Origin of the sequence: Streptomyces sp. ISL-98 (genome assembly GCF_018614055.1) — a bacterium.
Taxonomy (GTDB): domain Bacteria; phylum Actinomycetota; class Actinomycetes; order Streptomycetales; family Streptomycetaceae; genus Streptomyces; species Streptomyces spiramyceticus.
The window spans coordinates 72,565-86,538 of the sequence record NZ_JAGGPB010000013.1; the positions used below are offsets into that span (position 1 = coordinate 72,565).

A 13,974-nucleotide genomic window follows, 5' to 3' on the forward strand; every position below is an offset into this window, starting at 1 on the left:
CCTTACGATGGGAAACATGACTGCACCTGCCGCCCGTCGTGTCCTTCTCGCCGCTCCCCGTGGCTACTGCGCGGGTGTGGACCGTGCCGTGATCGCCGTGGAGAAGGCCCTGGAGCAGTACGGGGCGCCGATCTATGTCCGCCACGAGATCGTCCACAACAAGTACGTCGTACAGACCCTGGAGAAAAAGGGCGCGATCTTCGTCGATGTGACGGCGGAGGTGCCCGAGGGCTCCATCGTCATGTTCTCCGCGCACGGCGTCGCGCCGACCGTGCACGCCGAGGCCGCCGAGCGGAAGCTCGCGACGATCGACGCGACCTGCCCGCTGGTCACCAAGGTCCACAAGGAAGCCGTCCGCTTCGCCAAGGAGGACTACGACATCCTCCTGATCGGCCACGAGGGCCACGAGGAAGTCATCGGCACGAGCGGCGAGGCCCCCGACCACATCACGCTGGTCGACGGCCCCGAGGACGTCGCCAATGTCTCCGTACGCGACGAGTCGAAGGTCGTCTGGCTCTCCCAGACCACCCTCTCCGTGGACGAGACGATGGAGACGGTCGACGCCCTGAAGGAGAAGTTCCCGAACCTCCTCTCCCCGCCCAGCGACGACATCTGCTACGCCACGCAGAACCGTCAGATCGCGGTGAAGAAGCTGGCCGAGGACGCCGAGCTGGTCATCGTCGTGGGCTCCAAGAACTCCTCGAACTCGATCCGCATGGTCGAGGTCGCCCTCGACGCCGGCGCCCCCGCTGCGCACCTGGTGGACTTCGCCGACGAGATCGACGAGGCGTGGCTGGAAGGCGTCACCACGGTGGGCCTGACCTCCGGTGCCTCGGTACCCGACGTCCTGGTGGACGGCGTGATCGAGTGGCTGGCCGAGCGCGGCTACGGCGACGTGGAGACCGTGAAGACCGCCGACGAGTCGATCACCTTCTCGCTGCCGAAGGAACTGCGCCGCGACCTGCGCGCGGAAGCGGCCCGCCTCAGCGGGAAGTAACTGTGAGTGTCAGTCCCACGCCGTAACGTTGTGTCCATGAACGTTTTCGGAGTGGACATCGGCGGATCCGGCATCAAGGGCGCTCCCGTGGACCTGGAGCGCGGTGACCTGGCGGAGCCGCGTCACAAGGTACTGACCCCGCACCCGGCCACGCCCGACGGCGTGGCCGACTGCGTTCACGAGGTCGTCAGCCAGTTCGGCTGGAGCGGCAAGGTCGGCATCACCTTCCCCGGCGTGGTCACGGGCGGCATCACACGTACGGCCGCGAACGTCGACAAAGGCTGGATCGACCGCGACGCCCGGGCCCTGCTCGGCGACCGCCTGGGCATGCCGGTCACCGTGGTGAACGACGCGGACGCGGCGGGCATCGCCGAAATGACCTTCGGCGCGGGCGCGGGCCGCAAGGGCACGGTCCTGCTGCTCACGTTCGGTACGGGCATCGGCAGCGCCCTCTTCCGGGACGGCAGGCTCATCCCGAACACGGAGCTGGGCCACCTGGAGCTGAACGGCCACGACGCGGAGAAGCACGCCTCCACGAGGGCCAAGGACGACGAGGACCTGTCCTGGGAGCACTGGGCGAACCGGGTGCAGAAGTATCTGTCCCATGTCGAGATGCTGTTCTCGCCGGAGCTGTTCATCATCGGCGGCGGAGTCAGCCGCAAGGCGGAGCGCTTCATCCCAAGGATCGAGGGCATCCGCGCCGAGATCGTCCCGGCGCAGCTCCTGAACAACGCGGGAATCGTAGGAGCGGCAATGGCAGCCAACACCCAATCCTGACCACCCTTTACTGCCCCGGCTTCCCCTACTTGGACTGGACGGGCTTAGGGCGGCGGGCGGCGGCGCGGAGGGCGACAGCCTGCTGTCGGCGCTGTGTCATCAGCCGTACCTTCCGCACGCTCGCGATGACCCCGGCGACGAGCGTGCCGCCGTACAGCCAGCCCGCGTGCACCGCGAGGCCCGTAATGACGGCCATGATGCGGCTGCCGAGGCCTTCCCCGCCCCCGGCGATGGGCACCATGCCCACGGTGAAGGCGATCGGTACCGCGATCGGCGCGGTGACCAGGTCGGCGGGCCGCACCCACAGGGCGGTCAGGGCGCTGACGGGCAGGAACAGCAGTCCGTACGCAACCGCCGAACCGTCGAACAGCAGCCCGTCCAGGCCGCCGAACAACAGCATCACGGCGGAGGCGAAGAGCCCGCTGCCGAGCCCGGTCAGCCGTGGATTCGGCAACCGCTGCAAGGCCAGCACGACGGGCGGCACCGGCCGTGCCGGCCTGGTCGCGACCCGGCAGACGGCGGCGGCCTCACCGCGCCCGCCCGACGGGAGCAGCGGTGTCTGCGACCGCTGCTGGGGACGAGGGGGTCCTGCCCTGTGTTGCTCCACCTGGACAACGTAGGTCGCAAGGCAGGAGGAATCCGGCGCAGGACACGCCCTTTGGGTGACCTTGGTCTTGAGTTCGATGTCACGTTTCGGCTCGGCGGCTCTGCGGGAGCTTCCCGCCGTCGGGCTTTCCGCCCGCGCCCGTAAACTGGGGGATCGGTCCACTCCCGGGCCAGTCCTCACTCCAGGAAGTCGCCAACGTGTCGCTCACGATCGGAATCGTCGGCCTGCCGAATGTCGGCAAGTCGACCCTGTTCAACGCCCTGACCAAGAACGACGTGCTGGCGGCCAACTACCCGTTCGCCACCATCGAGCCGAACGTCGGCGTGGTGGGCGTTCCGGACCCCCGCCTGGCCACGCTCGCCGGAATCTTCGGCTCCCAGAAGATCCTCCCGGCGACCGTCGACTTCGTCGACATCGCGGGCATCGTGCGCGGCGCCTCGGAGGGTGAGGGCCTGGGCAACAAGTTCCTGGCGAACATCCGCGAGTCCGACGCGATCTGCCAGGTCATCCGTGCTTTCAAGGACGAGAACGTCGTACACGTCGACGGCAAGGTCTCGCCCAAGGACGACATCGAGACGATCAACACCGAGCTGATCCTCGCCGACCTCCAGTCCATCGAGAAGGCTGTCCCGCGCCTGACGAAGGAGTCCCGCCTCCAGAAGGAGAAGGTCGCGGTCCTCGCGGCGGTGGAGAAGGCCCAGAAGCTCCTCGAGACCGGCGAGACCCTCTTCTCTGCAGGCATCACCAAGGGCACGGAGCAGGGCGACCTCCTCCACGAGCTCCACCTCCTGACGACCAAGCCCTTCCTGTACGTCTTCAACGTCGACGAGGACGAACTGGTCGACGAGGACTTCAAGAACGAGCAGCGCGCCCTGGTCGCCCCCGCCGAGGCGATCTTCCTCAACGCGAAGATCGAGTCCGAGCTCATCGAGCTCGACGACGACGAGGCCCTGGAACTCCTCCAGTCCATGGGCCAGGAAGAGCCCGGCCTCGCCACCCTCGGTCGCGTCGGCTTCGACACCCTGGGCCTCCAGACCTACCTCACGGCAGGCCCCAAGGAGACCCGAGCCTGGACGATCAAGAAGGGCGCAACGGCCCCCGAGGCGGCCGGCGTGATCCACACCGACTTCCAGAAGGGCTTCATCAAGGCCGAGGTCATCTCCTTCGCCGACCTGGTCGAAACAGGCTCGGTCGCCGAGGCCCGCGCGAAGGGCAAGGCGCGCATGGAGGGCAAGGAGTACGTGATGCAGGACGGCGACGTGGTGGAGTTCCGCTTCAACGTCTAGCGGGTGACTGAACGTCACTTCGCTGATCTGGCAAACATGCAGGTCAGAAGGGGCCCACTCCTCTTGGGGTGGGCCCCTCGTGTTTTCCGGTGCTGGGGTGGTGCTGAGAAATCGGCAGCCCTGGGCGCCCCGGCGCCAGTAAGTGGCTACGGCTTCCGGTGCCTGCCAGTACCTGGGGCGAGCGGCTGCCGTGCCGGGCCGGCAGCCGGAGTCGGGGCGGAGCCGGCCTCGGGGTGCAGGATGCGCTTGGCCTCGGCGAGGTTCGTAGTAAACGCGTACGGCTCCCAGGCGTGCCCGTTCCACCGCTCGATGGCGCGTGGTGCGTCGGGGTTCAGATGCCAACCCTTGGGGCCGTCGTCCGAGACGATTGGCACTGCCCGCAGACGGCCGATCTTCGCGTCCCGGCGTTCCGCCCACTCCGACAGGGGTTCGTCGTCCATCCCGCCGAGCCTAGCGTCGCCGGCGGCTCATCGGAGGCTTCTCCCGCCCAGGGCCTGCGGTGCTGGATCTCCGAAATCGCACTCGAAGAACAGCAGTTCGGTCTTGGGGGCGGTTGCGCGCGTCAAGCCGAATCATAATCGGCCCGTGGATGAAGAGAGGGAGTTGCTCGTCGGTCTCCTTGCTCGCTGCACCGATCTGCTGGAGTCGGTCAGGCCCAAGCAGGGATGACCTGGCTACTGCCCATGCCGGCCGGTGCGGATCTCCCCGCCCGGTGCGAATCTCCCGCGTAGCATCGAATAGAGGGTTAATTCGGGCGGTGCGGCAAGGGACGGCGCGTCTGCTCGCCGGCCGCCGGGAGGAGGCTGCGATGACCGAGCAGACGATGGATCCCGTGCGGCAGGAGCAATTCGCGGAGCGGATGGTTCATGTATTCAACGATGCTTGCTTGGCGTATCTGTGCAGCCTCGGTCACCGGACCGGGCTGTTCGACGTCATGTCCGGGCTGCCGCCGTCCAGCAGCGAGCAGATCGCCCACGCCGCGAGCCTCGACGAGCGCTATGTGCGGGAGTGGCTCGGGGGGATGACCGTGGGCGGGATTGTCGAGTACGACCCCGGAGGCGGGACGTACACGCTGCCGCCCGAGCATGCCGCCTCGCTCGTGCGGGCCGCCGGTCCCGGCGACATGTCTGCCCTCATGCAGGATCTGGCGCTGATCGGCTTGGTCGAGGACCAGGTGCTGGACGCGTTCTACACAGGCGGTGGCGTCCCGTCCTCCGCGTATCCGCGGTTCCAGGAGCTCCAGGCCGAGAAGACGGCGGCGGTGTACGACGCCGTGCTCGTCGACGGGATCATTCCGCTGGTGCCCGGGCTCACCGAGCGGTTGCGCGAGGGCATCGACGTGCTGGACGTCGGCACCGGGCAGGGGCACGCGGTCAATCTCCTTGCGCAGACGTTTCCCGCCGGCCGGTTCCGTGGCGTGGACATCTCCGAAGAGGGCATCGAGTCGGCGCGCGAGGAGGCGGAGCGGCTGGGGCTGGTCAATGCCCGGTTCGACGTGCACGACGCCGCCGAGCTGAGCGGGGCGTACGACCTGATCACGGCCTTCGACGTCATCCACGACCTGGCCCGGCCCGCCGAGGCGCTGGAGTCCGTTGCCGGTGTGCTGCGGGACGACGGAGTGTTCCTGATGGGCGACATCGCCGCCTCCAGCAGGCTGGAGGACAACATCGACCATCCGCTGGGGCCTGCGCTCTACACCTTCTCCGTCTTCTACTGCATGACCGTGTCGCTCGGAGAGGGCGGTGCGGGTCTCGGCACGGTGTGGGGCAGGCAGAAGGCCCTGGCGATGCTCCGGGCGGCAGGGTTCACGGACGTCGACGTGCGTCAGGTCCAGGGCGACGTCCTCAACTTCTATTACGTTGCCCGGAAGGGCAGTTGAGAAGAGTGGTCAGGACGGGGCGTCCGGCAGCAGGCCCAGCTGGCCCAGGAACTCCATCTGGTCGAAGTACAGCCGGTAGCTGACGATTCGACCGTCCTCGACGGCGGCGAAGTCGACGCCGCGGATCCTGACGTCCCTCTGGGTCGCGGGCAGAGTCTCCCCGGAGGGCAGCGGCACCGGGCCGGTGTTCTTCCCGACGTAAAAGCCTTCGTCGATCGCCGTGTTGCCCAACTCGTACGAGTGCACCGGCTCGTACGTGCTGTCCGGGAGCGCTTCTGTCATCTGGCGCCAGTACTCGACGATGTTGTCCCGCCCCCGGATCTCCCCCTGGTCCGGCGTGATGGCGACCGCGTCCTCCGCGAAGCACTCGCCGATGGCCTGGAGGTTCTTTGCCGTGGTGAGCGTTTCGGTGAGCCTGTCCATGACGTCACGTGCCTGCCCCATGATCTACCTCCCGCTCGTAGTGGTTTATCCCAGTACAGGCCATTTTCTCACTTATCGCTCAGGCGAGCGTGATCAGGGCCGCTGTCGCCGGGCCGAACGCGCCGCCCAGCTGGTAGCAGAGGTTGAACAGGCCGATCACCGTCGGGCGTTGCGCGTCAGGGGCGGCCTGGGTCGCGTACACCGCAAGCGTGGCGTTGCCCGCCGTCGTCGTGAAGACCGCCATCGCGGCTACGAGCAGGAGCAGTGGCGCCCATGGGCTCAGGGCTGCGGTCAGCGGGGCCAGTGCGCCCAGGGTGATCAGGAGTGCCAGGACCCTGCGCCGGCCCATGCGGGCGGAGGCCGCAGCCAGGAGCCAGGACAACAACGAGCCCAGCAGGAGCGCGACGAGCTGCCCCGTGCCGATCGTGGTGGTCGACCAGTCCGTACGGGCGGCGAGGAGCTGGGGGACCGCGAAGAGCAGGGCGAAGTACGACGTCGCCAGGGCGCAGGCGAGCAGCGCGGAGAGCAGGAACGTCGGCGTCCGCATCAGGGTGGCCGGGACGAACCCGTCGGGGCGGGTACGGATGTGGAGGGTGAGGAGTACGCCCGCCGGCAGGGCCACGACTGCCGCCGGGAGCGGGTAGTGCGGGACGAAGACCAGGGCGGTCGCCAGTGCTACGAGGAGCGATGCGCCGCGTGCGTCGAAGGGGGTGGTGGGGCGTGGTGCTGTGCGCGGGGCGGAACGGGTCACGACGGGGAGCGCGAGCAGGGCCAGCGCCGAGACCGTCAGCGAGACGCGCCAGGAGAGTGCGTCCGCGATGAGCGAGCCGAGGAGCGGCCCGACCGCGCCCAGGATCCCGAAGCCCGCGGTGATGACCCCCATCCTGCGCACCGAGCCCGCCAGGCTCATGGCCGAGGTCACCAGTCCCGCGCCGCCGACCGCCTGGGCCGCCCGGCCCGGCAGGGCCAGCGCCATCCAGGGGGCCACGGCCACCAGCAGAGTGCCTGCCAGGATCAGGAACGTACTGACGCGCAGTGTCGTACGCAGGCCACGGCGGCGCAGGAGGCTTGCCATCAGCGGGGTGCCGACCGCCATGGCCCACGCGAAGGTCGTGACGAACCAGGTGACCGTCGCGGGACCGACTCCGAACGAACCCGCCATCTCGGGGAGGATCAGGACCGGGCTGTTGGCGCCTGCCGCGATGGGGGTTGCCAGTAACGCCAGCCACAGGGCCGGGATGTGGCTGGGTTGGGAAGTGGCGGGTGGGGGTGTGGTGGTCGCCGGGGTGGTTGTGCGGGCAGGCATGTGAGAGCGCCCGTTTTCGTTCAGGGTTGATAATCTCAACGTTGAGACATCGGTACTGAGATAAAAACAGGCAGCTCTCTCAACGTCAACTGTCTTAACGTTGAGATTGTGTGCGTTGAAGGGGATTACGCGATGAGTGATGCGGTGGACGCGATCATCGGCCAGTGGGTCGCGGAGCGCCCCGACCTGGAGGAACACCTCTGGCCCGTACACGTACTCGGCCGCCTCCAGCGCCTCGGGCGCGTGCTGGACAAGGAGTTCAAGAGCTTCGCCGCCAAGCGGGGCCTCGAGCTCGGCGAAGTCGACGTACTCATCACGCTCCAGCGCTCCGGCCCTCCGTACGAGCTGTCCGCCGGCGCGCTCCTCAAGGCCGCCATGGTGACCTCGGGCGCGATCACCAACCGGATCGACCGCATGGAGGCAAAGGGGCTGGTGGAGCGCGTACGCGACGGCGTCGACCGGCGCACCGTGAACATCCGGCTGACCGAGGGCGGGCACGAGGTCGCCCGCGAATACATGGGCGCGCACCTCGCCAACGAGGCCCGCATGCTGCGGGAGTTCAGCCGCGAAGAGTGCGAACAGGTGGGCAACTCGCTGCGCAAGCTGCTGGAGCAGTTCGGCGACACCTCCATCGGCTAGGGGGTGTCCGGTCGATCTCCGCGGCGTCGCGGGGCTTGGCACGCACATCTGCGGCGTTGTCGTCGGTCGGCGATGCTCCGCGTCGCCTCCCTCCTCCGCCTTGCAGCTGCACGCACCAAGCCCCGCTCCTTCACCCACGGAGATCGACCGGACACCCCCTAGGGGGCGGTGGGCGCCACCCCCGTCTTCGCGCCCGCGCCGCACAGCGGCACCACGGCGGTCCTGCCGGGCGGCGGCGGGGACGCCGCCGTTGCGGCCCAGCAGGCGACGCCCGTCGATTCCACGAAGAGGCCGCGCGCTGCCAGGTCCAGTTGTGCGGCTCTGATCTGATCCTCAGTCACCGTCAGAAAGGTGCCGCCGGATTCCCGTACCGCGCGCAGGATCTGGCGGGCCCGTGGCGGGTTCGGGATGGCGATGCCCTCGGCGAGCGTGGGGCGGGCGGGTGTGGTGAGGCCGGTGAGGTCGTCGGCTCCCGCGTGGAACGCCGCTGCCAGTGGTGACACCGCCTCCGCCTGTACGGCGATCAGGGCGGGGCGCTCATCGATGAGGCCTTGGGTGTGGAGTTCCGTGACGGCAAGTGAGGCGCCCAGCAGGAGTGTGCCGTTGCCGACCGGGACGACGATCGAGTCGGGGAGCCGGCCGCCCAGGTCCTCCCACAGTTCGTAGACGTACGTCTTCGTGCCGTGCAGGAAGTGCGGGTTGTAGACATGGCTCGCGTAAAAGGTGCCGAGTTCGTCGGCTGCCGCTCGGGCGGCGCGGGCCGTGGTCTCGCGGTCGCCGGGGACGAGGTTGAGCTGGGCGCCGTGTGCGCGGATCTGCTCGGTCTTCTTGGGGGAGGTCGCCTCGGGAACGTACACCGTGCAGGGCAGTCCGGCCCGCGCGCAGTACGCGGCGATCGCCGTGCCCGCGTTGCCGCTGCTGTCCGCGATCACCCGGGTGACCCGGTCGGGGCCGAGGCGGCGGGCCAGTTCGGCGAGCATGACCGCGCCGCGGTCTTTGAAAGAGAGCGTCGGCATCAGAAAGTCGAGCTTGGCCGAAACCGTGTCGGTGAGCGGTACGAGCGGCGTGCGGCCCTCGCCGAGCGTGATGGTGGGGGGTGAGTCCGTGAAGGGCGGGTTCCGCAAGGGCAGTGCTTCTTCGTAGCGCCACAGTGAATTCACCCGGCCCGCGAGGGAGTCGAGCGGAACCGGGCTGGTGGGGGCGAAGTCCAGATCCCAGGGGCCGCCGCAGGCCGGGCAGTGCCAGGTGAGGGATTCGGTGGGCTCGCTGGTGCCGTCCACCGGACAGCGGTAGATCGTCTTGGGCGTCATGCCCGAAGCCTAGGCACGGCGCGTCACGGCGGGCGTGTGACAACCGGTCATGTCGGGCGTGTGGCAGGCGGATTGCGGGAGCGGTGAAGCCCTTGTGAGATTCCTATGGATGCGCCAATCTTTCGCCTGGCAGTAGGGCGTGGAAAAGGGCGCGGACTCCGCAGCGTCATTTGTCATGCTCCTGTCGACCGGCCCCCCATCAGCGCACCGCCTATGAGGAGGACCCCTCACATGTCCGTGATGCGTAGTTCCCGGCGAGGAATCGCCGCCGCCAGCGCCACCGCCGTCGCAGCCCTCGCACTCGGCGCCGTTTCCGCCCTTCCCGCCGGTGCGGCCGACGCCGCCGAGGGCAGGATCCAGAACGCCGGAGCCCCCGGAACCATCGCGGGCAGCTACATCGTGACCCTCGACGAAGAGGCGGCCGAGGCCGGCTCCGCCGAGGGCAGGGCGCTTGCCAAGGAGTACGGCGCCAAGATCAAGAAGACGTACACCGCGGCGCTCAACGGGTACGCCGTCGAGCTGTCCGAGGCGCAGGCGAAGAAGTTCGCCGCCGACCCGGCCGTCGACTCCGTCGTACAGAACCGCACCTTCACCGTCAGCGCGACCCAGCCCAACCCGCCGTCGTGGGGCCTGGACCGCATCGACCAGAAGGCCCTCCCGCTGAACCAGAGTTACACCTACCCCGACGCCGCCGGCGAGGGCGTCACCGCGTACGTCATCGACACCGGCGTACGCATCTCGCACAGCGACTTCGGCGGCCGCGCCTCCTACGGCTACGACGCCATCGACAACGACAACACCGCACAGGACGGCCACGGCCACGGCACGCACGTCGCCGGTACCGTCGCGGGCGGCGCGTACGGCGTCGCCAAGAAGGCCAAGGTCGTCGGCGTCCGCGTCCTCAACAACCAGGGCTCCGGCACCACCGCCCAGGTCGTCGCGGGCATCGACTGGGTGACGCGCAACGCCGTCAAGCCGGCCGTCGCGAACATGAGCCTCGGCGGCGGCGCGGACTCCGCCCTCGACACGGCCGTACGCAACTCCATAGCCTCCGGCGTCACTTACGCCGTGGCCGCGGGCAACGAGAGCACCGACGCCTCCACCAAGTCGCCCGCCAGGGTGGCCGAGGCGATCACCGTCGGCGCCACCACCAGCACCGACGCCAAGGCCAGCTACTCCAACTACGGCAGCATCCTCGACATCTTCGCGCCGGGTTCGTCGATCACCTCGTCCTGGAACACCAGCGACTCGGCGACGAACACCATCTCCGGTACGTCGATGGCCTCGCCGCACGTCGCGGGCGCGGCCGCGCTGTACCTGGCGGCCAACAAGACGGCCACCCCGGCACAGGTCTCCAGCGCGCTGACCTCGGCCGCCACCACAGGCGTCGTGACCGGCCCGGGCACGGGCTCGCCGAACCGCCTGCTGTACGTCGGCGACGGAGGCACCACGCCGCCCGGCAAGAAGTTCGAGAACCTCACCGACTACGCGATCAGTGACCACGCCACCACGGAGTCCCCGGTCACCGTCAGCGGCGTCACCGGCAACGCTCCCGCGACGCTGAGCGTGCCGGTCGACATCAAGCACACGTACATCGGCGACCTCAAGGTCGACCTGATCGCCCCCGACGGCACGGCCTACACCCTCAAGGGCTACGGCACCGGCGGCAGCAGCGACAACCTGATCACCACCTACACGGTCAACGCCTCGTCCGAGGTGGCGAACGGCACGTGGAAGCTGCGGGTCAACGACAACGCGGCGTACGACACCGGGAAGATCGACTCCTGGGCGCTTCAGTTCTGACGATGAGTGAGTGAGCGGGGGGCGGCCGCCTGTGCGGCCGCCCCTTGCTTTGGGTTTCGCTGTGTATTTGGGGCAGTTGTCGGCTGCGTTACGTCTTCCTCGGTCCGCCGCGTACCTTGCGCGCGGCAGTTCGACCCACTTCGACCCACGCCGATCAGGAGTGCCGTACCCGTGTACATACAGCCCCACCAGCCCCCGCCGCAGCGGCCCAAGACCAACGGGCTGGCCGTCGCCGCCCTCGTGGTCGGCATCGTGTGCTGCGTACCGCCGCTCGGCCTGATCCTGGGCATCATCGCCCTCAGCCAGATCAAGAAGCGGGGCGACAGTGGCAAGGGCATGGCGATCGCGGGCGTCGTACTGTCCGCCATCAGCACCCTGCTCGTGCTGCTCGCTGTCGCGACGGGCGGTGTGACCGGGGCGTGGCGGGACTTCAAGGACGGCGTGCAGGAGGGCGTGGGCGAGGCTTCCCGTTCACGGAGCACGCTGGATCTGAGCAGGGGGGACTGCTTCAACGCGCCGGGCGGTTCGCTGGAGGGCATGACGACGGACGTCGAGGTCGTGTCGTGTGTGGAGAAGCACCAGGGCGAGGTGTTCGCGGTCTTCGAGATCGACCGCAGCGGTGCCTACCCGGGGGACGACGCCGTCACCGACATCGCGGAGAAGCGCTGCACGGAGCTGCTGTCGGACTACGTGCAGAAGGACTGGGCCAAGCCGGACGACGTCGACATGTACTACTACATGCCCGACCGGCGCGGGTGGCGGCTGCTCGACCGTGGCGTGGTGTGCGTTCTCGGGACGTCCGGTGAGGGACTGAAGGGGTCGCTGCGCGGGGGCGGTTCGGCGTAGGCCGGGCGGCGGAACCGAAGCTGTCTTCTTACCCCGGTAAAGCCCTGCGTAAAGGTAAGTCATCACATCGGGTGAAACTTTGGCCTGCGCTTGCGGTCAACAACCCACGGTTGCCAGGCTGTTGCTGTCTGTCAACCTGATGGGAGTGGCCAGTGACATTCGGTGAGCAGCCGGCCTATCTGCGCGTCGCGGGCGATCTGAGGCAGAAGATCGTCAATGGTTCCCTGCCACCCCACACCCGCCTGCCCTCGCAGGCCCGCATCCGCCAGGAGTACGGCGTCTCCGACACCGTCGCCCTGGAGGCCCGCAAGGTCCTCATGGCGGAGGGCCTGGTCGAGGGCCGCTCGGGCTCCGGTACGTACGTACGCGAACAGCCCGTCCCGCGCCGGGTCTCCCGCGCGGGCTGTCGCGGCTCGGGGGCTTCGAATCCCTTCCGGCAGGAGCAGTCCGAGGCCGGCGCGCGCGGCACTTGGGAGTCCAGCAGCGAGCAGCAGCAGGCCACTTCGGACATCGCCAAGCGCCTCGGCATCCAGGAGGGCGACCGTGTGATGCGTACGCGGTACGTCTTCCGGGACGCCGGTGATTCCATGATGCTCTCCACGTCATGGGAGCCCCTGGCGGTGACGGGGCGTACGCCCGTGATGCTGCCCGAGGAGGGCCCGCTGGGCGGCTGCGGCGTCGTCGAGCGGATGGCCGCGATCGACATCGTCGTGGACAACGTCGTGGAGGAGGTCGGTGCCCGGCCCGGTCTCGCCGAGGAGTTGCTCCAGCTCGGCGGCGTACCGGGGCACGCGGTGCTGGTCATCGAGCGGACGTACTACGCATCGGGGCTGGCGGTCGAGACGGCCGATGTGGTGGTCCCGGCCGACCGGTACCGGATCGCGTACCACCTGCCCGTGAAGTGACCGGTCGAGGACGTAACGGCCACCCACGAGTGCGCCGTCTGTGACACCGCGTACGAACTGCCTGACATTGCCGACTGCCCTGTCCGGTCGGGGTCGATCTGCCCGCTGTGCTGCTCGCTCGACGCGGAGTGCGGGGACGCGTGCCGCAACGGGGAGAACGCGGGCGGACCTGTGCTGATGCCGGTGCCGACGCTGCGCAAGAGCTGAACCGCGGGGAGGAATCGCGGCAGGAATCACGGCGGGGGAGGGGGCGCACTCGCGAGGGTGCGCTCCTTCGTCATGGCCGGTTGCGTATCTCTTTGTGTAAAAGCGTATCCGCTGAGTAAAGGTCAGGCGTACGCTCGGGCATATGCGGATTGCGGTTTCCTGGGGATCGTTAGAGGCGAGTGCACCGGCGGACGGAGGCGCACGATGAACGACAGCGGCGCTGTGCTCTCTTGGCAGGTGATACGGCAGGACGACAACGGCAGCCGCTATCGCGTCGGGAGGTACGCCACCAGGGCAGAGGCGCAGAAGATCGCCGACAGTCTCGGCGACAACGGGCGCAAGCAGCTCTACTGGGTCGAGCGCATCAGTCAGAACGTTCAGTAGGCGGTTACGTCCGGCAGGCCAGGGCGTCGAGCAGGAGCGGCACCCGCCGCGCGCGTCATAGGCTCCGCGCATGGATGATCGCGTCGTGGTGGGTGCAGCCGTGTACGACCAGGGGCGGCTGCTGGCCGCGCGCCGCAGCGCCCCGCCCGAGCTGGCCGGCGGCTGGGAGCTCCCCGGTGGCAAGGTCGAGCCCGGCGAGAGCCCCGAGCAGGCGCTCGTCCGCGAACTGCGCGAAGAGCTGGGCGTCGAGACCGAGACGCTGGAGCGCATCCCCGGCGAGTGGCCGCTGAAGCCCGGCTATGTCCTCCAGGTGTGGACGGTCCGGCTGGTTTCCGGAACGCCCCGGCCGCTCCAGGACCACGACGCGCTCCGCTGGCTCCGGCCTCACGAGGCGGGCGCCGTGGAGTGGCTGGAGGTGGACCGGCCCGCAGTGGCGGAGGCGGTGCGTCGCCTGAGCACCCTGTCCGGCGGCCCGTCCGTTTGAGCGCCGCGTACGCCGTTCGTGCCACAGTGCATCGAGGACCGCGATAGCTCGGCACGCATATCGGGTATGTGCTGATTAACCCCCTGAAAAAGGACGCGGGTTTGCTGCTGGTCTGGGATCT

Annotated in this window: 15 protein-coding genes; 10 read left to right on the forward strand and 5 right to left on the reverse strand. The window is 68.7% G+C overall.

The features are described from left to right. Positions 1–7 precede the first annotated feature (7 nt). Both J7I98_RS09655 and ppgK read left to right on the forward strand, forming a co-directional pair. Entirely contained in the window at positions 8–997 is a 990-nt protein-coding gene (locus J7I98_RS09655; protein WP_214920209.1) for a 4-hydroxy-3-methylbut-2-enyl diphosphate reductase, read from the forward strand. A 36-nt stretch (positions 998–1,033) separates the two neighbouring features. Further along, positions 1,034–1,774 carry a polyphosphate--glucose phosphotransferase gene (gene ppgK, locus J7I98_RS09660; protein WP_251020386.1) on the forward strand — a complete coding sequence of 247 codons (741 nt, stop codon included), beginning with the start codon at positions 1,034–1,036 and terminating at the stop codon, positions 1,772–1,774. A 25-nt stretch (positions 1,775–1,799) separates the two neighbouring features. Here the strand turns inward: ppgK and J7I98_RS09665 are convergent, their stop codons facing one another. Beyond that, entirely contained in the window at positions 1,800–2,381 is a 582-nt protein-coding gene (locus J7I98_RS09665) for a DUF6542 domain-containing protein (protein ID WP_214920211.1), read from the reverse strand. A gap of 197 nt (positions 2,382–2,578) precedes the next feature. Here J7I98_RS09665 and ychF point away from each other — a divergent pair, with 197 nt between their 5' ends. After that, positions 2,579–3,667 (forward strand): redox-regulated ATPase YchF, encoded by a 1,089-nt coding sequence (ychF, locus tag J7I98_RS09670; protein WP_214920212.1) that lies wholly within the window; start codon positions 2,579–2,581, stop codon positions 3,665–3,667. A gap of 146 nt (positions 3,668–3,813) precedes the next feature. Here ychF and J7I98_RS09675 read toward each other — a convergent pair whose 3' ends face one another. Continuing rightward, positions 3,814–4,107, reverse strand: coding sequence for a DUF6087 family protein (locus tag J7I98_RS09675; protein ID WP_214920213.1), 294 nt, complete (start codon positions 4,105–4,107; stop codon positions 3,814–3,816). Positions 4,108–4,475: 368 nt separating this feature from the next. On the opposite strand from J7I98_RS09675, the gene J7I98_RS09680 reads away from it, so the two are divergent. Continuing rightward, a complete protein-coding gene (locus J7I98_RS09680) occupies positions 4,476–5,546 on the forward strand; it encodes a class I SAM-dependent methyltransferase (RefSeq protein WP_251020387.1) in 1,071 nt (356 codons plus the stop codon). A 9-nt stretch (positions 5,547–5,555) separates the two neighbouring features. Here the strand turns inward: J7I98_RS09680 and J7I98_RS09685 are convergent, their stop codons facing one another. Both J7I98_RS09685 and J7I98_RS09690 read right to left on the reverse strand, forming a co-directional pair. Continuing rightward, positions 5,556–5,990 (reverse strand): ester cyclase, encoded by a 435-nt coding sequence (locus J7I98_RS09685; RefSeq protein WP_214920214.1) that lies wholly within the window; start codon positions 5,988–5,990, stop codon positions 5,556–5,558. A gap of 58 nt (positions 5,991–6,048) precedes the next feature. Then, entirely contained in the window at positions 6,049–7,275 is a 1,227-nt protein-coding gene (locus J7I98_RS09690) for an MFS transporter (RefSeq protein ID WP_214920215.1), read from the reverse strand. Between the two features lie 132 nt (positions 7,276–7,407). Here J7I98_RS09690 and J7I98_RS09695 point away from each other — a divergent pair, with 132 nt between their 5' ends. Beyond that, positions 7,408–7,914, forward strand: a complete 507-nt coding sequence (locus J7I98_RS09695; protein WP_214920216.1) for a MarR family winged helix-turn-helix transcriptional regulator — start codon at positions 7,408–7,410, stop codon at positions 7,912–7,914. 158 nt (positions 7,915–8,072) lie between these two features. On the opposite strand, the gene J7I98_RS09700 is transcribed toward J7I98_RS09695, so the two are convergent. Next, positions 8,073–9,224 (reverse strand): threonine synthase, encoded by a 1,152-nt coding sequence (locus tag J7I98_RS09700; protein ID WP_214920217.1) that lies wholly within the window; start codon positions 9,222–9,224, stop codon positions 8,073–8,075. Between the two features lie 231 nt (positions 9,225–9,455). Here J7I98_RS09700 and J7I98_RS09705 point away from each other — a divergent pair, with 231 nt between their 5' ends. The 5 genes from J7I98_RS09705 to J7I98_RS09725 all read left to right on the forward strand — a co-directional run bounded on the left by J7I98_RS09705 (position 9,456) and on the right by J7I98_RS09725 (position 13,853). Next, the gene (locus tag J7I98_RS09705) at positions 9,456–11,027 is read left to right on the forward strand and encodes a S8 family peptidase (protein WP_214920218.1); all 1,572 of its coding nucleotides are present in this window, start codon (positions 9,456–9,458) and stop codon (positions 11,025–11,027) included. 171 nt (positions 11,028–11,198) lie between these two features. After that, on the forward strand, positions 11,199–11,873 hold the full coding sequence (locus J7I98_RS09710; RefSeq protein WP_214920219.1) for a DUF4190 domain-containing protein: 675 nt from the start codon (positions 11,199–11,201) through the stop codon (positions 11,871–11,873). 152 nt (positions 11,874–12,025) lie between these two features. Beyond that, entirely contained in the window at positions 12,026–12,778 is a 753-nt protein-coding gene (locus J7I98_RS09715) for a GntR family transcriptional regulator (protein WP_214920220.1), read from the forward strand. A 411-nt stretch (positions 12,779–13,189) separates the two neighbouring features. Beyond that, the gene (locus J7I98_RS09720; RefSeq protein WP_214920221.1) at positions 13,190–13,369 is read left to right on the forward strand and encodes an SPOR domain-containing protein; all 180 of its coding nucleotides are present in this window, start codon (positions 13,190–13,192) and stop codon (positions 13,367–13,369) included. Between the two features lie 70 nt (positions 13,370–13,439). Beyond that, positions 13,440–13,853, forward strand: coding sequence for a (deoxy)nucleoside triphosphate pyrophosphohydrolase (locus tag J7I98_RS09725; RefSeq protein WP_214920222.1), 414 nt, complete (start codon positions 13,440–13,442; stop codon positions 13,851–13,853). Positions 13,854–13,974: the final 121 nt, after the last annotated feature.

Excerpts from the sequence above, each read along its gene's own strand:
- J7I98_RS09675 (WP_214920213.1), bottom strand. The coding sequence starts at position 4,107 with ATGGACGACGAACCCCTGTCGGAGTGGGCGGAACGCCGGGACGCGAAG.
- J7I98_RS09690 (WP_214920215.1), bottom strand. The coding sequence starts at position 7,275 with ATGCCTGCCCGCACAACCACCCCGGCGACCACCACACCCCCACCCGCC.
- J7I98_RS09685 (WP_214920214.1), bottom strand. The coding sequence starts at position 5,990 with ATGGGGCAGGCACGTGACGTCATGGACAGGCTCACCGAAACGCTCACC.
- J7I98_RS09695 (WP_214920216.1), top strand. The coding sequence starts at position 7,408 with ATGAGTGATGCGGTGGACGCGATCATCGGCCAGTGGGTCGCGGAGCGC.
- J7I98_RS09700 (WP_214920217.1), bottom strand. The coding sequence starts at position 9,224 with ATGACGCCCAAGACGATCTACCGCTGTCCGGTGGACGGCACCAGCGAG.
- J7I98_RS09680 (WP_251020387.1), top strand. The coding sequence starts at position 4,476 with ATGACCGAGCAGACGATGGATCCCGTGCGGCAGGAGCAATTCGCGGAG.
- ppgK (WP_251020386.1), top strand. The coding sequence starts at position 1,034 with ATGAACGTTTTCGGAGTGGACATCGGCGGATCCGGCATCAAGGGCGCT.
- J7I98_RS09705 (WP_214920218.1), top strand. The coding sequence starts at position 9,456 with ATGTCCGTGATGCGTAGTTCCCGGCGAGGAATCGCCGCCGCCAGCGCC.
- J7I98_RS09725 (WP_214920222.1), top strand. The coding sequence starts at position 13,440 with ATGGATGATCGCGTCGTGGTGGGTGCAGCCGTGTACGACCAGGGGCGG.
- J7I98_RS09655 (WP_214920209.1), top strand. The coding sequence starts at position 8 with ATGGGAAACATGACTGCACCTGCCGCCCGTCGTGTCCTTCTCGCCGCT.
- J7I98_RS09720 (WP_214920221.1), top strand. The coding sequence starts at position 13,190 with ATGAACGACAGCGGCGCTGTGCTCTCTTGGCAGGTGATACGGCAGGAC.